Origin of the sequence: Azomonas macrocytogenes, from assembly GCF_014191985.1 — a bacterium.
Classification (GTDB): Bacteria; Pseudomonadota; Gammaproteobacteria; order Pseudomonadales; family Pseudomonadaceae; genus Azomonas; species Azomonas macrocytogenes.
In genome coordinates this window covers 1-20220 of record NZ_JACHXI010000015.1, presented here as the reverse complement: position 1 = coordinate 20220, position 20220 = coordinate 1, and the positions used below count along the sequence as shown (strand labels likewise).

The 20220-nt window shown below is 53.6% G+C and carries 15 protein-coding genes and 2 pseudogenes; 14 read left to right on the top strand and 3 right to left on the bottom strand.

Features of this window, described 5'->3' with window-relative positions:
- Positions 1 to 42 precede the first annotated feature (42 nt).
- The 3 genes from glgX (at position 43) to FHR87_RS13510 (ending at position 3603) form a co-directional block, all read left to right on the top strand.
- The gene (gene glgX / locus FHR87_RS13520) at positions 43 to 2202 is read left to right on the top strand and encodes a glycogen debranching protein GlgX (protein WP_246336041.1); all 2160 of its coding nucleotides are present in this window, start codon (positions 43 to 45) and stop codon (positions 2200 to 2202) included.
- A 17-nt stretch (positions 2203 to 2219) separates the two neighbouring features.
- Positions 2220 to 3035 carry a M23 family metallopeptidase gene (locus FHR87_RS13515; protein ID WP_246336040.1) on the top strand — a complete coding sequence of 272 codons (816 nt, stop codon included), beginning with the start codon at positions 2220 to 2222 and terminating at the stop codon, positions 3033 to 3035.
- 163 nt (positions 3036 to 3198) lie between these two features.
- Positions 3199 to 3603, top strand: a complete 405-nt coding sequence (locus FHR87_RS13510; protein ID WP_183167256.1) for a PA2817 family protein — start codon at positions 3199 to 3201, stop codon at positions 3601 to 3603.
- 371 nt (positions 3604 to 3974) lie between these two features.
- Here the strand turns inward: FHR87_RS13510 and msrB are convergent, their stop codons facing one another.
- A complete protein-coding gene (gene msrB, locus FHR87_RS13505; protein ID WP_183167321.1) occupies positions 3975 to 4367 on the bottom strand; it encodes a peptide-methionine (R)-S-oxide reductase MsrB in 393 nt (130 codons plus the stop codon).
- Positions 4368 to 4544: 177 nt separating this feature from the next.
- On the opposite strand from msrB, the gene FHR87_RS13500 reads away from it, so the two are divergent.
- Positions 4545 to 5756 (top strand): pyridoxal phosphate-dependent aminotransferase, encoded by a 1212-nt coding sequence (locus tag FHR87_RS13500; RefSeq protein ID WP_183167255.1) that lies wholly within the window; start codon positions 4545 to 4547, stop codon positions 5754 to 5756.
- Positions 5757 to 6144: 388 nt separating this feature from the next.
- Positions 6145 to 8754, top strand: a complete 2610-nt coding sequence (gene acnB, locus FHR87_RS13495) for a bifunctional aconitate hydratase 2/2-methylisocitrate dehydratase (RefSeq protein WP_183167254.1) — start codon at positions 6145 to 6147, stop codon at positions 8752 to 8754.
- Between the two features lie 147 nt (positions 8755 to 8901).
- Here the strand turns inward: acnB and FHR87_RS13490 are convergent, their stop codons facing one another.
- Positions 8902 to 9129: a hypothetical protein gene (locus FHR87_RS13490; RefSeq protein WP_183167253.1), complete on the bottom strand. Its 228-nt coding sequence runs from the start codon at positions 9127 to 9129 to the stop codon at positions 8902 to 8904.
- 406 nt (positions 9130 to 9535) lie between these two features.
- Between FHR87_RS13490 and FHR87_RS13485 the strand changes: the two genes are divergently transcribed.
- The 8 genes from FHR87_RS13485 to FHR87_RS13450 all read left to right on the top strand — a co-directional run bounded on the left by FHR87_RS13485 (position 9536) and on the right by FHR87_RS13450 (position 18403).
- Positions 9536 to 11791, top strand: a complete 2256-nt coding sequence (locus FHR87_RS13485) for a sigma-54-dependent transcriptional regulator (protein WP_183167252.1) — start codon at positions 9536 to 9538, stop codon at positions 11789 to 11791.
- 39 nt (positions 11792 to 11830) lie between these two features.
- A complete protein-coding gene (locus tag FHR87_RS13480; RefSeq protein WP_183167251.1) occupies positions 11831 to 13051 on the top strand; it encodes a DUF917 domain-containing protein in 1221 nt (406 codons plus the stop codon).
- Entirely contained in the window at positions 13048 to 13770 is a 723-nt protein-coding gene (locus FHR87_RS13475; RefSeq protein ID WP_183167250.1) for an aspartate/glutamate racemase family protein, read from the top strand. Before FHR87_RS13480 ends, FHR87_RS13475 begins: the two co-directional genes overlap by 4 nt.
- Before the next feature lie 501 nt (positions 13771 to 14271).
- Positions 14272 to 14886 carry a hypothetical protein gene (locus FHR87_RS13470; RefSeq protein ID WP_183167249.1) on the top strand — a complete coding sequence of 205 codons (615 nt, stop codon included), beginning with the start codon at positions 14272 to 14274 and terminating at the stop codon, positions 14884 to 14886.
- Positions 14870 to 15295: a hypothetical protein gene (locus FHR87_RS13465; protein ID WP_183167248.1), complete on the top strand. Its 426-nt coding sequence runs from the start codon at positions 14870 to 14872 to the stop codon at positions 15293 to 15295. The genes FHR87_RS13470 and FHR87_RS13465 overlap by 17 nt, the downstream gene beginning before the upstream one ends.
- Positions 15296 to 15781: 486 nt before the next feature.
- On the top strand, positions 15782 to 17221 hold the full coding sequence (locus FHR87_RS13460) for a cytochrome ubiquinol oxidase subunit I (protein ID WP_183167247.1): 1440 nt from the start codon (positions 15782 to 15784) through the stop codon (positions 17219 to 17221).
- A 3-nt stretch (positions 17222 to 17224) separates the two neighbouring features.
- The gene (gene cydB, locus FHR87_RS13455; protein ID WP_183167246.1) at positions 17225 to 18235 is read left to right on the top strand and encodes a cytochrome d ubiquinol oxidase subunit II; all 1011 of its coding nucleotides are present in this window, start codon (positions 17225 to 17227) and stop codon (positions 18233 to 18235) included.
- A gap of 9 nt (positions 18236 to 18244) precedes the next feature.
- Positions 18245 to 18403 (top strand): DUF2474 domain-containing protein, encoded by a 159-nt coding sequence (locus FHR87_RS13450; RefSeq protein WP_183167245.1) that lies wholly within the window; start codon positions 18245 to 18247, stop codon positions 18401 to 18403.
- Positions 18404 to 19004: 601 nt separating this feature from the next.
- On the opposite strand, the pseudogene FHR87_RS19660 reads toward FHR87_RS13450, so the two are convergent.
- Positions 19005 to 19124: pseudogene (locus FHR87_RS19660) on the bottom strand (DUF2934 domain-containing protein); the annotation flags it as partial.
- Between the two features lie 626 nt (positions 19125 to 19750).
- Between FHR87_RS19660 and FHR87_RS19275 the strand changes: the two are divergent.
- Positions 19751 to 19993, top strand: a pseudogene (locus FHR87_RS19275) (hypothetical protein); the annotation flags it as partial.
- Between the last annotated feature and the right edge of the window lie 227 nt (positions 19994 to 20220).

The window sequence follows — 20220 nt, the reverse complement described above, 5'->3', positions numbered from 1 at the left end:
CCGTACCGACCTTATTCGTCATCGATCTCCAAGGAATCGTTCATGCCTAAAAAAGCCGCCAAAGCTGTCCAGGCTCCTTACGTGATGACGCCGTCTCGCATACGCGAGGGCTTGCCCTTTCCACTGGGTGCCACCTGGGATGGATTGGGCGTCAACTTCGCCATCTTCTCGGCCAATGCGGCCAAAGTAGAACTGTGCTTGTTCGACACCAATGGCAAGACTGAACTGGAGCGCATCGAATTACCGGAATATACCAACGAAATCTGGCATGGCTATCTACCCGATGCCCATCCAGGCCAGGTTTACGCTTATCGGGTTTACGGACTTTATGATCCTGAAGCAGGGCATCGTTTCAACCACAACAAGCTGCTGATCGACCCTTACGCCAAGCAACTGGTCGGTGAACTGCGCTGGTCGGAAGCACTGTTCGGCTACACCATTGGTCATCGTGATGCCGATCTCAGTTTCGATGAACGCGACAGCTCTCCTTACGTACCCAAATGCAAGGTGATCGACCCGGCCTTCACCTGGGGCCGAGATCACCCTGTACAGATTCCCTGGGATCACACCATCATTTACGAGACTCATGTGCGCGGCTACACCATGCTGCATCCAGCAGTGGCAAAAGAGGTACGTGGCACCTTCGCCGGCATGAAAACGCCGGAAGTCATCGATTATTTGCGCAAGCTGGGTATTTCCTCCATCGAATTCTTGCCTATTCATGCCTTCGTACAGGATCAGCATCTGCTGGAAAAAGGCATGAGCAATTATTGGGGCTACAACAGCATCGCCTTTTTTGCACCGAACCCACTCTACCTGGCCAGTGGACGGATCGCTGAATTCAAGGAGATGGTCGCATACCTGCACAATGCCAATCTTGAAGTACTGCTGGATGTGGTCTACAACCACACCGCCGAAGGCAATGAAATGGGCCCGACGCTATCCATGCGCGGTATCGACAACGCGTCCTATTACCGGCTGATGCAGGACAATCATCGCTATTACGTCAACGACACGGGTACCGGCAACACCCTGGACATGACCCATCCACGTGTGGTCCAGATGGTTACTGACTCCTTGCGCTACTGGGCCGAAGAAATGCATGTGGATGGCTTTCGCTTCGATCTGGCGACGATCCTCGGCCGCGAATACGATGGCTTCGACGAACGCCACGGTTTTCTCGTCGCCTGCCAGCAGGACCCGGTCCTGGCCAAGATCAAACTGATCGCCGAACCCTGGGACTGCGGTCCCGGCGGTTATCAGGTGGGACGTTTTCCACCAGGCTGGGCAGAGTGGAACGACCAGTATCGCGATACTATCCGTGCATTCTGGAAAGGCGACAGCGACAAGCTGGCCGACTTTGGCCGCCGTTTGACAGGTTCCGCCGACCTCTTCGACGAGCGCGGCCGCAAGCCCTTCAGCTCAGTCAACTTCATCACGGCACACGATGGCTTCACCATGAACGACCTGGTCTCCTACGACCACAAGCACAATGAAGCCAACGATGAAGCCAACCGGGACGGCACAGATAACAACCTGTCCTGGAACCATGGCGAGGAAGGTCCGACCGATGACCCGGAAATCCTCGCCCTGCGCCTGCGCCAGATGCGCAATTTCTTTGCTACTCTGCTGTTCTCCCAGGGTACCCCGATGATCGTGGCCGGCGATGAGTTTGCCCGGACCCAACGTGGCAACAATAATGCCTATTGTCAGGACAGCGATATCGGCTGGGTGAATTGGGAATTCGGCCACAATGGCGAATTCCTGATGATGTTCGTGCGCAAGCTGATTCGCCTGCGCCAACGTTTCCCCATGCTGCGCCGTGGCCGCTTCCTGGTGGGTGCCTATAATGAGGAACTGGGCGTCAAGGACGTTACCTGGCTCGCCCCGAGCGCCGAGGAAATGACTGTCGAACAGTGGCAAGATGGCAACAATCGCTGTCTCGGCATGCTGCTCGATGGCCGCGCCCAACCTACCGGAATTCGCCGTACCGGTTCGGATGCCACCCTGCTGCTCATAGTCAATGCACACCACGAGGAACTGATATTCGTGCTTCCCGAAGTCCCCCAAGGCATGCACTGGAATCGCCTGATCGATACCTGCAACCCGACCGCTCGTCCGGAGCGCTATGAATTCAATAGTGAATTTGTTGTCAACGCTCGTTCATTGCTGCTTTTCGAACTGGTTAAGGACGAAGATTGATAATGAGAAGAATCGGGATGCTCTACACTCTCGCTCTGGCGTTCGCCTTGGGCGGGTTTACCGGCAAGGCCGGAGCGACCACCAAGGGCGTGCAGCTATTGGTGCAACGTACCTCCGCCGGTCAAGCCTTCGAGGTACGCAACAACCTGAATGTTCCAGTCAATGCCGTGCTCGGCCTGTCACGCATGGTCAATGCATCAGGCATGGGCCAGACCATCATCCAGAAAAGCATCCCCCCAGGCAGTACGGTCCGCCTGGCGACCATTCGCAAGCGGGATAACCGCTATCCTCTGATGTTCAAACATAGCTTCAGCTATGCCGTGAACTACAAAACACAACCATACAAACCCAACGAGAGCCTGAAGGAAATGACCGGCTCAGTCTACGAACTACCCTGGGTGGGTGGGCCATTCCGTGTATCCCAAGGGGCCGGCGGTGACTTCAGCCACGATACTCCCAAGGGCCGCTATGCCGTGGATGTGGCCATGCCAGTGGGGACCCCGATCATTGCTGCCCGGGCCGGCGTAATATTGGAAGTCCAGGATGGGCAACCCGGGCCAAGCCCCAATCCGGCAGGTAACTTCGTGCGTATCCAGCATGACGATGGCAGCCATACCGCTTACCTGCACCTCAGTCGTGGCTCACTCAGAGTCAAGGAAGGGCAACGAGTCAAGGTCGGTACATTACTGGGAAACTCCGGAAATACTGGTCGCAGCACTGGGCCACACCTACATTTTGTCGTACAGAAGGAAATCGCCGGAAGCATGATATCGGTTCCATTCCGCTTCAGTCGCCCCGTAGGCAGCCTGCCGAATTTTGCCAGGAACGATTGAGTCGGCTTGCAATGGACGTACAGCACTCTCCAAGGTAACGAACGCAGCGAGAAGAAACCTCCTCCTGGGTACTTCAAACAATCGGGAAACTGCTGCGACCGGATAACCCCGCTTCGTGCGAGAATTCACGGCTTCTTACGTTACCTGAAGATATAGGCTGAACATGGCTACCCCCTATTTCGAGCATAACCTGGCTTTATTGACTCACCTACGCAGCATACTGCTCGCCATAGGCGAATCGGAGCAGATCTCCGAAGAAAGCCATCAGCTTTTTCTCGAACGCTTCGATGAGCTGCTGGCGAAACTGCCAGCCTTCCCGGAAGAACGGCATTCGGGACAGGATCTCATCTGCCAAGTATTCCAACGATACCCACAGATTGCACATCTGGTACCACGCGACTTGCTTTGGTTCTTTGGCGGCAACTGCCTGCACTTCATGCCTGACGAAGAAATAGCCATGTTCCAGAATCTGGAGGATCGCCGCTACGAAGCGGAGAACAATGGCGAGCCTTTTAACTGGAGCCAGGAACTACAGCTGCTTTCGTTGAATGCTGGCACAACTCATTGATTGATCGAAGCCTGCCCTGTTTACTGGAAAAACTAATTCAGGACTTCATAGTGGCTTGAAAAGCAAAAACGCCTCTTGGCGATGGTCTGGCAGGCCCATCCCGCCGAAGGCGAAGTCGAGGGCAGTCGACTCCCTTGGTCGACAGGCTGGTAACGCGCATTGCGCGGCATGCTGTTGTCGCTGGCCTGTGGTGGCACTGGTGCTGCCCTACCCTGTGCCGATGGTAGCAATGTTTTTTATCTGGGAAGCACTGGCTTTCGGACTATCGCCAGCCGTCCGGACTGACATGCTGGCAACTGCCGAGCACATACCATCCAAGACGATGGAGTTCGCTTCATCGCCTTTATCTTTCGATGATCGAAGCCCCATCTCTACCGCGGCTTCAGCTGCAAAGCTGCCGAATTGATGCAGAAACGCATACCCGTGGGCTTGGGACCATCGGGAAATACATGACCAAGGTGAGCATCGCAGCGGGCACACTTCACTTCGATACGATGCATTCCATAGCTGTAATCGTCCTTGCTAGATACTGCCGAGTCGTCGATAGGCTGGAAATAGCTAGGCCAGCCACTACCTGATTCATACTTGGCATTGGAATCGAACAAGGGTGCATCACAACAAGTGCAGTGATAGGTCCCGGGAGTCTTCGTCGCATAATACTTACCGGTAAAGGCAGGTTCCGTCCCTCCCAACCGGCAAACATGAAACTGCTCGCTGGAAAGCTCATTACGCCAGGAATCGAGGGATTTATCTAATTTGCTCATCATTGACCTCACGAGGAAAAAAGGCTTACCGCAACCTTTTCCATGGCTTGGAGCCAAGCGTATTATGATGCATTCCTTTGAAGTTAAGACCAATTATGACAGTGGCTTATCCCAGGCTGACTTGCTACACGTCATTGTTTCCAGCCCGATGTTTTTCTATTTGAGACATTTGCCATCATGCAGGTAAGCAAATCGAACAAGCTCGCCAATGTTTGTTACGACATTCGTGGGCCAGTGCTAAAGCACGCCAAACGCTTGGAAGAGGAAGGCCACCGCATCCTCAAGCTGAATATCGGCAATCCAGCGCCGTTCGGTTTCGAAGCACCGGATGAAATTCTGCAAGACGTCATTCGTAATTTACCTACAGCACAAGGCTATAGTGATTCCAAAGGGCTTTTCAGCGCACGTAAGGCAGTGATGCAGTACTACCAGCAAAAGCAGGTAGAGGGTATCGGTGTCGAAGATATCTATTTGGGCAACGGCGTATCGGAATTGATTGTCATGGCCCTTCAAGCGCTGCTCAACAACAACGATGAAGTACTCATTCCAGCGCCTGACTATCCACTTTGGACAGCATCTGTAAGCCTCTCCGGCGGTAAACCGGTGCATTACCTATGTGATGAGCAAGCCAATTGGTGGCCCGACCTTGACGATATCAAGAGCAAAATCAGCTCAAACACCAAAGCATTAGTGCTTATCAATCCAAACAATCCTACTGGGGCGGTTTATCCAAAAGAAATACTCGAAGGCATGATCGAACTGGCCAGGCAACATAACCTGGTGCTTTTTTCAGATGAGATCTACGATAAAATTCTTTACGAGGATGCCAAGCATATCTCTACGGCATCTCTAGCTCCGGATGTACTCTGCCTTACGTTCAATGGCTTATCAAAATCCTATCGCGTAGCAGGCTTTCGCTCCGGCTGGATAGCCATTTCAGGGCCAAAGCACAAGGCTCACAGCTACATCGAAGGCTTGGACATTCTTGCTTCAATGCGGCTCTGTGCAAACGTACCCTCTCAGCATGCAATCCAGACTGCTCTGGGTGGCTATCAGAGCGTCAATGATCTCATTCTGCCGGGCGGGCGCCTGTTGGAACAGCGCAATCGCGCTTGGGAACTGCTTAACGATATTCCTGGTATCAGTTGCGTCAAACCTATGGGAGCACTTTATGCTTTCCCCAGAATTGATCCAAAATCCTGCCCGATCCACAACGACGAAAAGTTTGCACTTGACCTGTTACTTTCAGAAAAACTCCTTATTGTTCAAGGAACTGCATTCAATTGGCCATGGCCGGATCATTTCCGCGTTGTTACCCTACCCTGGATAGACGATCTAGAAATGGCCATTCGCCGAATAGGTAATTTTCTACAAACCTATCGCCAATAAGAAGCAATCCGGCCACCCAAACCGATCTCATGGCGATTGTTATAAGACTTTTGTCCAAAACGCTTATCCATTCAAAACAGCAAACCCCAGGAAAGCCCGCAGTTACTGGGCTCCCATAAAATCAACAATACCAACGAGATCCAAAGTAGATATATGCCAAAGTACTACCCAGCTTAACTTTGGTGCTTTGTTCCAGTACACTCGCTACTGCCTTTGAGGCGCTAATGTCCGTAATGAAGCTGTTTTCAAAGCGTCACGAGCACAGTTGATGACTTAATAGACCCAGTACCGGTGCCCCCCCGGTCAGGGTCTTTCATCGTAAAACTTTGAAAACAGCTTCTGGACGCGCATCCCATGACTCCATGGGAACAATGATGAGGGAAAAACTGTGCTTGAAGCCTATCGCAAACACGTAGAAGAGCGTGCCGCCCAGGGCGTTGTGCCCCAACCGTTGAATGCCGAGCAAGCAGCCGCTCTGGTTGAACTGTTGAAGAATCCACCGGCCGGCGAAGAAGAGTTCCTCGTTGATCTGATCACCAATCGTATTCCTCCGGGTGTAGATGAAGCTGCTTATGTAAAAGCTGGTTTCCTTTCTGCCATTGCCAAAGGCGAAATCGCTTCCCCACTGCTCACCAAGCAGCGTGCAGTCGAATTGCTCGGCACCATGCAAGGTGGCTACAACATCGCTACTCTGGTCGAGCTATTGGATAGCCCGGATTTGGCCACCATTGCAGCCGAGCAACTGAAACACACCCTGCTGATGTTCGACGCTTTCCATGATGTGGCAGAAAAAGGCAAGGCCGGCAACGCCAATGCCAAAGCTGTTCTGCAATCCTGGGCCGAAGGCGAATGGTTCAAGGCCCACCCTGCCGTTCCTGAAAAACTGTCGTTGACTGTCTTCAAGGTTCCTGGCGAAACCAATACCGACGACTTGTCGCCCGCTCCGGATGCCTGGTCGCGCCCGGACATTCCACTGCATGCTCTGGCTATGCTGAAAATGGCTCGCGATGGCATCGAGCCAGTGCAGCCAGGTTCTGTTGGTCCGCTGAAGCAAATTGAAGAAGTTCGTGCCAAAGGCTTCCCGGTTGCCTACGTGGGCGACGTTGTCGGTACTGGTTCTTCGCGTAAGTCCGCTACTAACTCCGTACTATGGTTCTTTGGCGACGACATTCCTTACGTACCCAACAAGCGCGCTGGCGGTTTCTGCTTCGGTACAAAGATCGCCCCCATCTTCTACAACACCATGGAAGATGCTGGCGCTCTGCCAATCGAATTCGATTGCACCAACCTCGCCATGGGCGATGTAATCGACGTTTATCCATATGCTGGCAAAGTCTGCAAGCATGGTAGCGATGACGCTATTACCACTTTCGAGTTGAAAACTCCGGTTTTGCTGGACGAAGTTCGTGCTGGCGGTCGTATTCCGCTGATCATCGGACGTGGCCTAACCGAAAAAGCCCGCGCCGAATTAGGAATGGGTCCATCAGATCTATTCAAGCAACCCGATCAGCCCCAGGATTCCGACAAAGGTTATACCCTTGCTCAAAAAATGGTTGGTCGTGCTTGCGGTCTGCCAGAAGGTAAAGGCGTTCGTCCGGGAACCTACTGCGAACCGAAGATGACCACTGTCGGCTCTCAGGACACTACTGGCCCGATGACCCGCGACGAGCTTAAAGACCTCGCGTGCCTTGGCTTCTCTGCTGATCTGGTCATGCAGTCCTTCTGCCACACCGCTGCCTATCCGAAGCCTATCGACGTCAAAACTCACCATACGCTGCCCGATTTCATCATGACCCGCGGTGGTGTCTCTCTGCGTCCTGGCGACGGTATCATCCATAGCTGGTTGAACCGTATGCTGCTGCCAGATACCGTAGGTACTGGTGGTGACTCGCATACCCGCTTCCCAATCGGCATCTCGTTCCCGGCTGGCTCTGGCTTGGTAGCGTTCGCCGCAGCAACAGGCGTCATGCCACTAGACATGCCAGAATCGGTCTTGGTGCGTTTTAAAGGCAAAATGCAACCTGGTATCACCCTTCGCGACCTAGTTCATTCGATTCCTTACTATGCTATTCAGCAAGGCCTGCTGACTGTCGAGAAGAAAGGCAAGAAGAACATTTTCTCCGGCCGTATCCTCGAAATCGAAGGCCTGAACGAACTGACCGTCGAACAAGCTTTCGAACTCTCCGACGCTTCGGCCGAACGTTCTGCAGCTGGTTGCACCATCAAGCTTCCGGAAAAACCGATTGCCGACTACCTGAAATCCAACATCACTCTACTGCGCTGGATGATTGGCGAAGGTTATGGTGATCCGCGTACACTGGAACGTCGTGCCAAAGCAATGGAAGCGTGGCTGGCCAAGCCAGAATTACTCGTAGCCGATAAAGATGCCGAATACGCAGCCGTTATCGAAATCGATCTGGCAGATGTCAAGGAGCCAGTTCTTTGCGCACCCAACGATCCAGATGATGCTCGCCTTCTCTCTAGCGTAGCTGGCCAGAAAATCGACGAAGTGTTTATTGGCTCTTGTATGACCAATATCGGTCACTTCCGCGCTGCAGGTAAACTACTAGAGAAAGTCAAAGGGGGTATTCCTACCCGACTGTGGCTCTCCCCACCAACCAAGATGGATCAGCATCAGCTTACCGAAGAAGGCTACTACGGCATCTACGGGAAAGCAGGTGCACGCATGGAAATGCCAGGGTGCTCACTTTGCATGGGCAACCAAGCTCGGGTGCAAACAGGCTCTACTGTAGTTTCCACTTCCACTCGTAACTTCCCGAACCGCTTGGGTGATGCTACCAACGTGTACCTGGCTTCCGCTGAATTGGCAGCAGTCGCCTCGATCCTTGGCAAGCTACCAACGACAGAAGAGTACATGCAGTACGCGCAAAATATCGACAGCATGTCTGCCGATATCTATCGCTATCTGAGCTTCGACCAAATCGCTCAATTCCGTGAAACTGCGGCAAATGCGAAAATTCCGGTCGTAGAAGCCTAATTTGGCTGAATAAAAAACCCCGCCTATGCGGGGTTTTTTATTTTGATATATGGCGGAACGTCTACCCTATAAAAAGACTTCCGCTTTAAACATACCCTCTCTTTTCTTCGGGCTATTTATTATATATACAAGCTGCCTCACTTAGAATCAGATCTGGGCAATGCCTGTAATAGTTATGCCATACCGTTCAGCTAGTTTTAGGGCTGGAGTTTGCTCTTCATTCAGATCAGGCTCGAAATTTAGGACTTCATAATCCTGCTCTGCTTTTCGAGTCACCAATTCGACAGCATCATCTAAATCTGGCTGGCGACCGGAGTCAACCTTGATGCTAGATGTGTTGCCATCTTTATTAAAAGCGATGATCCAGGTACTCATGGGTAACCCCCTTTATGGGCACGTATTTGTCCGGAAGAACCGGACGCGGCTCAATCAGCTCTTATACAACTTAATCAGCCCTGCTTCGAAACAACTGGCTGTTATATTGTCAACTTCGACTATTGTACTGAAAATAGATGCTACGAATAGTTCAATCATTCAAAACGATTGACTAGGGATTTGGTCCCGGACTGTCACTCCTATATGGCCCATACGACCGGGCAGCAGGTCCTTGCAGCGTGAATCGCTAATTCTTTGCGAAATTATTCAGGAAAAACGTGAGCTTACGTGTTGTAAACAGCTTGCGGATTTATGACATCACCTACTAAACTTGTGCCCAACATCGCTTCAAGCTGCGTCCGCTCTTGCTTTATTCCGGCACTGCTTCCTCTAGGAACAGGCACTAATGCTCGACTTCCCTTCATTCGGCGCGCTGACGGAAATTGTGGGCGAATCTCCCGCCTTTCGATCCCTACAGAGCTTGATCGAGCGCGTCGCGCCCACCGATCACACCCTACTTGTCTGCGGCCCGACCGGCTCGGGCAAGGAGGTGGTAGCGCGGCAAGTACATGCCTGCAGCCTATCCCCCGAACAGCCTTTCGTGGATGTTAATTGCGGAGCAATCCCGGAAAACCTCATTGAGTCCGAATTGTTCGGCCATGCTCGAGGGGCCTTCACCGGTGCCATCAGCCAGCGGCCCGGCTACTTCCAACAGGTAGGTAGGGGCACGTTGTTTCTCGACGAGATTGGCGAGTTGCCGCTATCGCTGCAGACCCGCCTGCTGCGGGTGCTGGAGACCCGTAACTTTCGCCCGATCGGTTCGAACGAAGCGCTACGTTTCGAAGGTCGAGTCGTCGCGGCTACCCATCGAGACCTGCTCGCCATGGTGCAGGAAGGCCGCTTCCGCGAGGACCTGTACTACCGCCTCGCGGTATTCGTGCTCGAAGTGCCAGGCCTCGAGCAGCGTCGGGAGGACATCCCGGCCTTAGTGAAGCATTTCGCCGCCCGTCAGTCGCGGCAGCTGTCATTCTCGCCAGAATCGCTTAAGCGATTGAGTCTGGCCGACTGGCCGGGCCATGTGCGCCAGTTGCGCAACCTGATTGACCGGCTGGGGGTGCTGGCCATCTCCACGCAAATCGATGCCAAGCAGTTGGAGCCGTTCCTTGCACCGAGTGAGGTCAGTCACGACGGGCAAGATAGCCTAGCCGACGCCTTGCTGGCACTGGAGAGCGACAACAAACTACAGGCGGCTGAAAACCTGCTGATCGACCGGGCACTGCAACGCAGCGGCGGCAACAAGAGCGCGGCCGCCCTGCTATTGGGCGTGAATCGCAAGGTCGTTGAGCGCCGCTTGAAGTCCCGCGAGGCCCACAGCCGCGAAGCCGAAACGTTGTTGGAGCAGGGCCGTCAGTGTGTCGAGGCGGCAGAATTCCGCCAGGCGATTCCCCTTCTGCGCCGCTGCCTGGAAAGGCTACCCAAGCGAGATGATGTCCGCATTCTGCAGTTCGAGGCTTATCGACTACTTGGGGTCAGTCTGCGCAGTGTGAATGGCTGGCTGTGCACCGAGGCCTGCGCCTGCTACGAGGCCGCTCTACAGGCGGGAGAAGGTCTGGGCGACGGTGTCGAGCTGGCCTCCATGCAGTTCGGTATCTGGGCCACCCAACTGATGACCCTGGAGCTGAGTAAAGCTCGCGCCACGGCGCAGAACATGCTGCAGCGCGCCCACGATCTTGGTAGCCCGGCCGCTCTGGACGAGGCCCATGTGGCTATGGCCAATACCCTGTTCTGGCTGGGCGACTGCGAAGAAGCCATCGCCTGTCTGGCCCGCGGCGGACTGCTACAAGGTGGCGAGAATGACGAACGCAGCGGCCTGCAGGGCTTCGACCTGAACGCCCTGGCGCTGACCTTCGAGGGCCTGGCGGCTTTTCAGCTGGGTGCCTTTAGCCAAGCACGGCAGGCCATGCAGCGTCTGCTGCTACGCTGTGGCAAAGACAACCCACATCCATTCAACCGCGCCCTGGCTTTGCAGGGTGCTGCCTGGCTGGCCTGCCTGTTCGAGGATAGGGAGCGATTAGGCCCCCTGGGGGCGGATCTGGAATCCCTCTCCGAGACCCACGGCTTCACCTTCTACCGGGGCATCGGCCAAGTCTTCCGCGGCTGCCATATTGGCTCGCTTGGCGCTTTCGCCGAGGCCGAGCGTTTCATGCTGGAGGGCTACCAAAGCCATATGCTGAATCACGGCGGCCGCTTGTTCCATTCTTTCCAGGCCTGGCAGCGCGGCGAACTGCTGCTGCAAGCCGATCGTCCCGCCGACTGCGAGAGCCTGCTGACCCATGCGCTGGACCTGGCCTTGGAGCATCAGGAGCGGACCTATCTGAGTGAGCTACAGACCGTCAAGGCACGGGCCCGCTGGGCGCAAGGTGACCCGGACGGTGCCGAACAGGAGCTGCGCAGCGCCCTGTCCACCGCCATGGCGTTGGATTCAGTGTCTGCGCGCATCGCCGCCGCCACCCAGCTCGCCCAATTGCTACGCCAGACTCACCGCTGCGGACAGGCCGCCGAGGTGCTCGCCCGGGCGTTGCGCGGCGTTGCCCTAGAGGTGCCGCCGCCAAGCCTGATCCGGGCACTGCAGTTGCTCGCGGAACTAGGCGCCGAGCATTGACCACACATCACCACAACTATGCAAGACAAGGAGTGACACATGGCGTATGAACTCGGTCCCCAGGATCTGGAATCCCTGCTGCTGGGCGGGGCCTTCTTCGGTAGTGGTGGCGGCGGCACTATCACCTCCGCCCGCCACCTGGCGGCGAACTTCCACGAGGGCGATTACTACCCCAGCGAACGCGTGCGGGTGGTGTCGGTGGAGGAAGCCAGTGACGGAGACACCGTGATGGTCGCCTACATGGGCGCCCCCGAAGCGATCAATAGCACCTCCTATCCCATCGGTCCCGTAGCCGCGGTCAGACAAGTGCAGGAGCGCCTGGCGACCCAGGGCCGCCGGCTAGCCTATGTGGTCTCCCCGGAAAGCGGCGCCCTCGGCTTCGTCGTCGCTTGTCTGGTAGCGGCCAAGCTGGGGCTCGCGGTGGTTGACGCCGATGGCGCCGGACGCGCTGTGCCGTCGCTGCCGATGCTGACTTATGCCGCTGCCGAGATCAGCCCGCGGCCGACCTTCCTCGTTAGCCAAGGCGAGCTGTGCGTAGAGCTGGACGTGACGCCGCGCGGCAGCACCAACGGCGATCTGACGCACCAGCAGGACGTATCGGTGATCGTTGAGCAAATGACCCGGCCGATTGTCGCCGCTGCGCAGTTTGGCGAGTTTGGCGGCCTGGCCATGTGGATCATGACCCCGGCGCAATTGCCCACCGCTCTGCCCATCCGCGCCACCCTGTCACGCGCGCTGCAACTTGGTCGCGCTCTGCAGGCCGGGCAGATCGGCAGCGCAACGGCCATGATCGACTACCTGGACCGGCAGTTCGGCATCGTCGCCCGGGCGATCTCCCAGCCCGGCGAACTGGTTTCGGCTGAGTTGGATACCGCTGGCGGCTTCGATTTGGGCAAGGTCTACCTGCAGGCCGGAGGGCGCCGCTACACGGTGGTCTACCAGAATGAGTCGCTGCTGGCCTGGGACAGCACGCGTCCCCAGCCCATCTTGCTAGCCCCCGACAGTCTTGCATATTTCGTCGAGGGGCCGGGCCAAGCGGTATATTCCAACGGCGACCTGGTGCTAGCCAACGGCGAGCTTGCCCCCGAAGTCAAGCAGCGCACCGTCACCCTGCTCGCCTGGCAGGCCGACCCTGCGCTGCGCATACCGGGCGGGCTGATCCTCGACTCCTTCCAGCAATTGCTGGCCAGCATGGGCTATCTGGGGCCTTACGTCCCGGTCAGCCAGTTGCAGCAAGGCACCACGGAGGTGGTCGCATGAGCACTTCTCTGCGCATCTGCGTGCTGGCCCCGGCGGCGACCGACGCTTACAACGAGCACATCATGCAAGCCATCGCCCCGGTCATCCCCGCTGATGTGCAGGTAGAAATCCGCAACATCACCGAGGGCCATCCCTGTATCGAAAATCGTACCAACTGGCTGCAGAACGGCATGCCGGTGGTGGAACTGGCTCGCAGCATTGAGCAGGAGGGTTTCGACGGTATCTGGCTGACCGACTTTGACATGTGCGGCGTAGAGGCGGCTCGCGAGGTCATCGATATTCCCATCGTCGGCGGCTTTCCAACCTCGGCCTTCACCGCCTTGGCCCTGAGTCAGCGCTTCTCCATTATCACAGTGCTAGAAAGTACGTTGGCCATGCAGCGCGGCCACGTCCTGACCTATGGCTTGGCGGATTCGTTCGCCTCTATCCGCGCAGTCGACTGCAACGTGGCCGACCTCGACAACCTCGACGTGGTGGTCGCCAGGACCTTCGAACAGGCCCTCAAGGCAGTCCGCGAGGACGGCGCGCAGTCGCTGCTGCTGGGCTGCACCGGCTTCGTCAACGTGGCCGACCGGGTCGCCACCCTGCTGGAGGAAACCCTGGGCACCTATGTCCCGATCATCGACCCGAACCAAGCTGGCTTTGGCTTCCTGGTCTCCCTGGTGCGCATGAAGCTGCGTCCCAGCCGGCTCACATATAGCAAGATCACGACTTTGTAGCCTGCCCGGAGAACAGGCGGCCACTCTATCCCTCCAGTACTAGCTTGTTGCGCCCCCTTTGGGGGCGTTCTTCCTTCTGTCCCAGCGCCATGCACTTACCAACCCAAACCAACCTCGCCATTGAACGGTCTGGCATAGGAGTGGATGCTTTCGTCCATGCTCCCAAACCAAATCTGGACGAAATCATCCACCCTTTCCTCAAGAAAAACACAAAATATAGATAAACGCTTATAAATCAATATATTAAAATTTTGGAACAGGATTTGCCCTTAGATGGAGATGTCTGTCTATGAAGCCGTTCATCACCGACTAGACCATAGCAAGATCATTACCGCCCACTACGTCGACAACGCATCTGGTGTGCGCCGATCTTTGCGATAGCGGTGTAGTGATGATCTGAACGATGGGCAGGATGAGTAAGGAATTATCACAGTTCTATAGCATTAGCCCAACAGCATTAATCTATCGCCAATGAGTTTTTCCAAGGAAAACGGAACAATCATGACCCAGAATTTTTTGGCGAATCTGACAAGCCTGTTGTACTACCGGCAACGGAGCAATCAACTGCGCAATCCTGATGACTTCCAGGTAGCGACGGGAAGCACCCAAGTACAAAATCAGACGACGATAAACCTTATTACAGCTAGCGTTCCCATTTTTAATGGGAACAGTTCGTTCAATGGAAATCCAGTCAATATCTTCCAGAGCAATTACGCCAATATCATCAATGGCCTGGTCACGCCATCCTATGTCTCCAATGCCCTTGGTACTCAATATGCCTCGAGTTGGCAGAGCTATCAGGCGAGTAATGGTAACGCCTGCGAACTGGATTTCAGCACCTCGGAGAAATTGCTGGCCCTCCAGCAGACCCCGATGCGCAAATGGAGAGTAGTCAATGCGCTGATGCAGAAAACCGACAATCCGGTTTCGGTGGCCACCGCTCTGTGGCATGCCAACAATGGCAATCCCTATGACTTCAATCCACCATCCACGACGATTACCACCCAGTTCAATACCGTTACTAGCCTGATCGGCGAGTACATCGTGCTGGCAGAAGAGATCGTCTCAATCAACGAACTGATGGTTCGGGGAAATAACCATGCCCTTCTTTGTTAATGGACTGTTCATGGTGCAGAGCACGAAGGCCATTGATTTCAAAATGGATGTCGATACGCACAGTTGCGTTAGCGTTATCCCTCTGCTTGGCCTTATCAAGCGCTTACCCAACCCTGACATGGGCGCAGCAATGCGCGATCTCTTTTCGCTGGGTTGTCTGCTGATTATTGAAGGGCAAACCCAACGAGGCTTTAAAGCCTGCAATACGGTTTTTGAGACCTTGGGTCCAGTAGGCAATACGGGGTATTTCGAACAGTTACTGCAGGCGTTGCCAACCCAAGCCGCAAAGTTCGTTAGCGAAATCAAACCGAGCGAAAGCTTTGCCAAGCTGCTTCGCATTCCAGAACAGCATCAGAAAGCGATGTTAGATAGCTTGGCTGCAAAGCCTTTATCGAGCTCGGCTGGATAAACTTCGACGAAACATGAGAATGATATGAACTGGATTATTCTGTTTGGCATCAATTCGCAATGCTTCGTAACATTCCGTGTCTGCACACTATCGCCTAGGACAAACCCCTCGCGCATGAGAAGCAGTGGGAGAAGTACCGATTGACGGCAGCTAAGAGAACTTCGGCGGCATGACACCCGCTGGCTGACAGCTCCCGAGCAATGCGTAAAAACATTAGTCGAGCGCAACATTCTTTCGGCATTCCGAAACCGACAAGCAGTCACAGCTCCACTATAGCGGATGCCAGCAAAAACATTGTGCCTATGCAGCCTCAAGCTGAGGCAACCTCTTCTTCCTCTCAACCAGCCAGCCGTACCACCTGAAAATTATTCAGGATCATTTCACCCTGATGCGGTCATTGTTCTGATGGCGCCTCGATCAGGATGACTCCGTGAACATACTCGAAAACAGCGCCCGTCTTTAGTTATCACTGATGAGGAATCGTTGATGTCTGGATTGGAGCCTCTCGATCTGGCGCGAGTACAGTTCGCTTTTACTGTTTCCTTTCATATCATTTTTCCTGCTATCACCATTGGTTTGGCCAGTTTCCTGGCCGTACTTGAAGGGCTTTGGCTCAAGACAGGAAAGGAACTCTATCGGGATCTCTATCATTTCTGGTTGAAGATCTTTGCAGTCAATTTCGGCATGGGCGTCGTTTCCGGCTTGGTCATGTCTTATCAGTTCGGTACGAACTGGAGCGTCTTTTCCGAATTTGCCGGAAGCGTTACCGGCCCTTTGCTGGCTTATGAAGTCCTGACCGCGTTCTTTCTCGAAGCGGGATTTCTCGGCGTCATGTTGTTTGGTTGGAACCGGGTTGGGCCAGGCCTGCACTTTTTCGCCACACTGATGGTTGCTATCGGTACCCTGATTTCGACCTTTTGGATTCTTGCCTCCAATAGCTGGATGCACACACCGCAAGGTCATGAAATCGTCGATGGCAGAATCATTCCAGTCGACTGGTTAGCGGTAATTTTCAATCCGTCTTTCCCTTATCGGTTGCTGCATATGGCGACTGCAGCCTTTCTCGCCACGGCTTTCTTCGTCGGCGCCTCGGCTGCCTGGCATCTGCTGCGCGGTAATGACAATCCAGCGATCCGCAAAATGTTGTCGATGGCCATGTGGATGGCGCTATTGGTCGCTCCTGTGCAGATGCTGATCGGAGATTTTCATGGACTCAATACGCTGAAGTATCAGCCAGCCAAGATAGCGGCCATAGAAGGACATTGGGATAACTCTTCTGGCGGTCCGACGCCTTTGATTCTGTTTGGCATGCCGGATATGCAGAGTGAGCAGACACGCTATACCGTGGAAATTCCTTATCTCGGCAGCCTGATTCTGCGTCACAGCCTGAGCGAGCCCATTCCTGCATTGAAGGATTTTCCTCCTGAGGATCGCCCTTATTCGCCACTCGTATTCTGGTCGTTTCGACTGATGGTTGGGCTTGGTCTGGTGATGATCGCCTGCGGCGTATGGAGCGCTTTGCTGCGGCGCAAAGGTGCCCTGTACAGTTCCCGCCCCTTCTTGCATGTGTTGCAGTGGATGGGACCATCCGGTGTATTGGCGATCCTGGCTGGCTGGTTCACGACCGAAGTCGGACGGCAGCCCTGGGTCGTCTACGGGGTGATGCGTACCAGCGAAGCCGTATCCAAGCACGGAGTGGCTCAGATGAGTCTGACGCTGGTGCTGTTTGTGCTGATCTATTTTGTGGTATTCGGTATCGGCCTGGTTTATATGCTGCATCTTGTACGTAAAGGCCCGGTACTCAGCGAGGGGCGTGAGGTCAGTATTGGTGGACCAGGACACTTACGCACGCCCGCCAGACCGCTCTCTGCTGCCGATGAAAACATTCGGGCGGAGCAGAAAGATCAACTGAGTGAGAGGAATTGAACCATGGGTATCGATACATCCTTTCTTTGGGCGCTCGTTATCATCTTCGGCATTATGATGTATGTGGTGATGGACGGTTTCGATCTGGGTGTAGGATTGCTTTTCTTTTTCATGAAAAGTGAAACCGACCGCGATGTGATGATGAATACTGTTGCTCCCGTGTGGGACGGTAACGAAACCTGGCTAATACTTGGCGGAGCGGGACTTTTTGCGGCTTTTCCTCTGGCTTATGCGGTCGTGCTTTCGGCGCTTTATCTGCCGATCATGTTCATGCTCATGGGGCTGATTTTCCGTGGGGTAGCGTTTGAATTCCGTTTCAAGGCCAGTGCGGAAAAGAAACATGTTTGGGACAAGGCTTTCATAGGCGGATCGCTGGTGGCTACGTTTTTCCAAGGCGTAGTACTCGGTGCCTTTATTCGAGGAATTCCCGTCGTCGATCGCGCTTATGCTGGAGGTCCGCTGGACTGGTTGACGCCTTTCGCCCTGTTCTGCGGACTTGCCTTGATCGTGACGTATCTACTGCTGGGCTGCACGTGGTTGATGATGAAGACTGAGGGGCAGCTGCAATGGCATATGTATCGTCTAGGGCGACCATTGGTCTGGGTCTTGTTGCTAGTAATTGCCATCGTTAGCTTGTGGACCCCCCTTGCTCAGGACGATATTGCCGAGCGTTGGTTCTCGCTACCCAACCTGCTGTTATTTTTGCCTGTACCGGTTCTGGTTCTGTATTTCAGTTACAGACTACTGAAGGCTATTGACAGGTACTCTACCTATTCACCATTTTTATTAACCTTGGCAATCGTTTTCCTCGGTTACAGCGGTCTTGGTATCAGCTTGTGGCCTAATATCATTCCACCACATATTTCCATCTGGGAAGCTGCGTCTCCACCGCAAAGCCAGGGATTTGCTCTAGTCGGAGCGCTTTTCATCGTGCCTATCATCATGGCCTATACCGCCTGGAGCTATTATGTATTTCGTGGCAAGGTAACGGCTGGCGATGGCTACCATCATTGAAGCGACCCAATGCACGAGAAACGTCGATATTCTCCTGTCAGCCGCAAACCTTTATGGCGGCGGCTGGCATGGTTAGTGGGCATCTGGCTGATCAGTGTGTCAGGGCTTGGGGTAGTGGCTTATCTATTACGTTTATTTATGAGCCTTGCTGGATTAGCCTCTTCTTGAATAGCAATTAATTTAATATAATAGCTTATGAAATATTTATAGTTAATTATTATATAGCTGCGATAAATTTTAAGTCGCCTCATATTTTTGAAATAACTTTCATAGTTATACCTCTATTAAATATCTACACAATCTTTAAATATAGTTCATGCATCCATTATCTATCTTGGTTAGCAATAAAGCTCTGCCACATACCCTACAGGTACTAGACGACGCCTATACTGGACGTACGAATAGTCTTTATGGAGGGGAATCATGCCCATAATGCCGAATCGAGCTCCAATGCCCGGATTTCTCAAGTGTTACAGCCAATAAAGGATATAGGACACTAAGCTACCGCTGAGCAATGACTTACTCAGGTTTCCGTTGGTCATTACAGATAGACAGAGACCTTTGCTACGATCTTTACCATAACTATGTTGGCCGCCTTTGCGACCGGCTTCGGAAGCCTTAAGGTTTTCCTTTTTTATTTTGGGGGAACTATAGGTTTTCGATTTTCACGAAGGTGCGGTGGAGTATTAGCAGCTACAACCATATCCTTCTCGAAATTATTTTTATCAGTCATATCTTCTAATGAATTATTAGTGGTATCACTATTTCCTTCCGCCTCAGCGAGCTTGCAAGCCATCGTCCAATGATAGATGTCCTGTCCATCTGGACATCCTTCCATTTGCCAAATTTGATAGGCGAATTCTCTAATGCGTTGCTCATTCTTATTCATTTTTGGAATCCTCCAAAAAATCACTGTTTTAAAAATAAAAATTTCTGGCAGTAAAACTAAAGAATAAGATGGAAACTATTTAAGTCACCTCTGTGATCATGAGAATTACCTTAAACACAATAGGTTCGTTTTTTTGGAAGATTTTAGATGAATGGATTTTCTTAAAATCTAGCGTTTTAACGGGTTGGCGACATCAAAAGCGCGATTATTGACTTCCTGTTTGCTCTACATCCTGTTTTAGGGTGGGAGTTCTACCCCATTTCCACGGACAGTTTTAAGTGCTGGCGCAGTTGGCGTCCAGTTCTACGACAGCGTCGGTGCGGTAGTCGTCGCTACAACCGATTATGTGGCTGTCGCCGGCACCGCCACCCTAGTCGTGATTGCAAGCAGTGGCTTTGACCCCGTCAGGCTGAGGCCCGCCGCTAGTGGATTCACTGGCAGTATCAAGGATGTTGCGGTGAAGTCTATCGCATGATCAGCGCTCGGCGACGCAATTGCACATTTTAGAGACGGACGGCCCAAGTTCTCGAAAGACTCCGAAGAAATGAAATTCCATTGCCACTACTGAAAGATCTAGCACTCGTCATTTATCGCGCAAAACTGCGCCAAATTTCGCGCAGTCGCTACACATTGTCATAAATGGGGGAAATGTCGTTACGCTACAGCGAATCCTTGGGCATTCGTCGCTATCGATGACAATACGTTATGCGCATCTGTCGCCGGAGCATCTCCAAGACGCTATTTCGTTTAGCCCTGTGAAGGATTTTCGACACTTCTTCGACATTTGGTCGCCTAGAAATGAAAAAACCCTAAAATCTATAAATTTCAAGGCTTTAGGAATGCATTATGGCGGAGAGATAGGGATTTGAACCTTCAAACATGTCTGCATAGTCCGCCGCAGGGCGCCATATTCCAGCACTGCTCACAGCCTAGGCGGACTTGCTAGGACTGCAAGGGACTGCTTATGGTCCCAATTTGGTCCCACAAGATGTAGCGCGCAGCTGAACCTGCCCCACCAGAGCGGACGCCAGGAAGCGATACTTTGATCGCAACCTGGAGGTTCCCATGCAACGTATTACCCGTCGTCGCTACACCG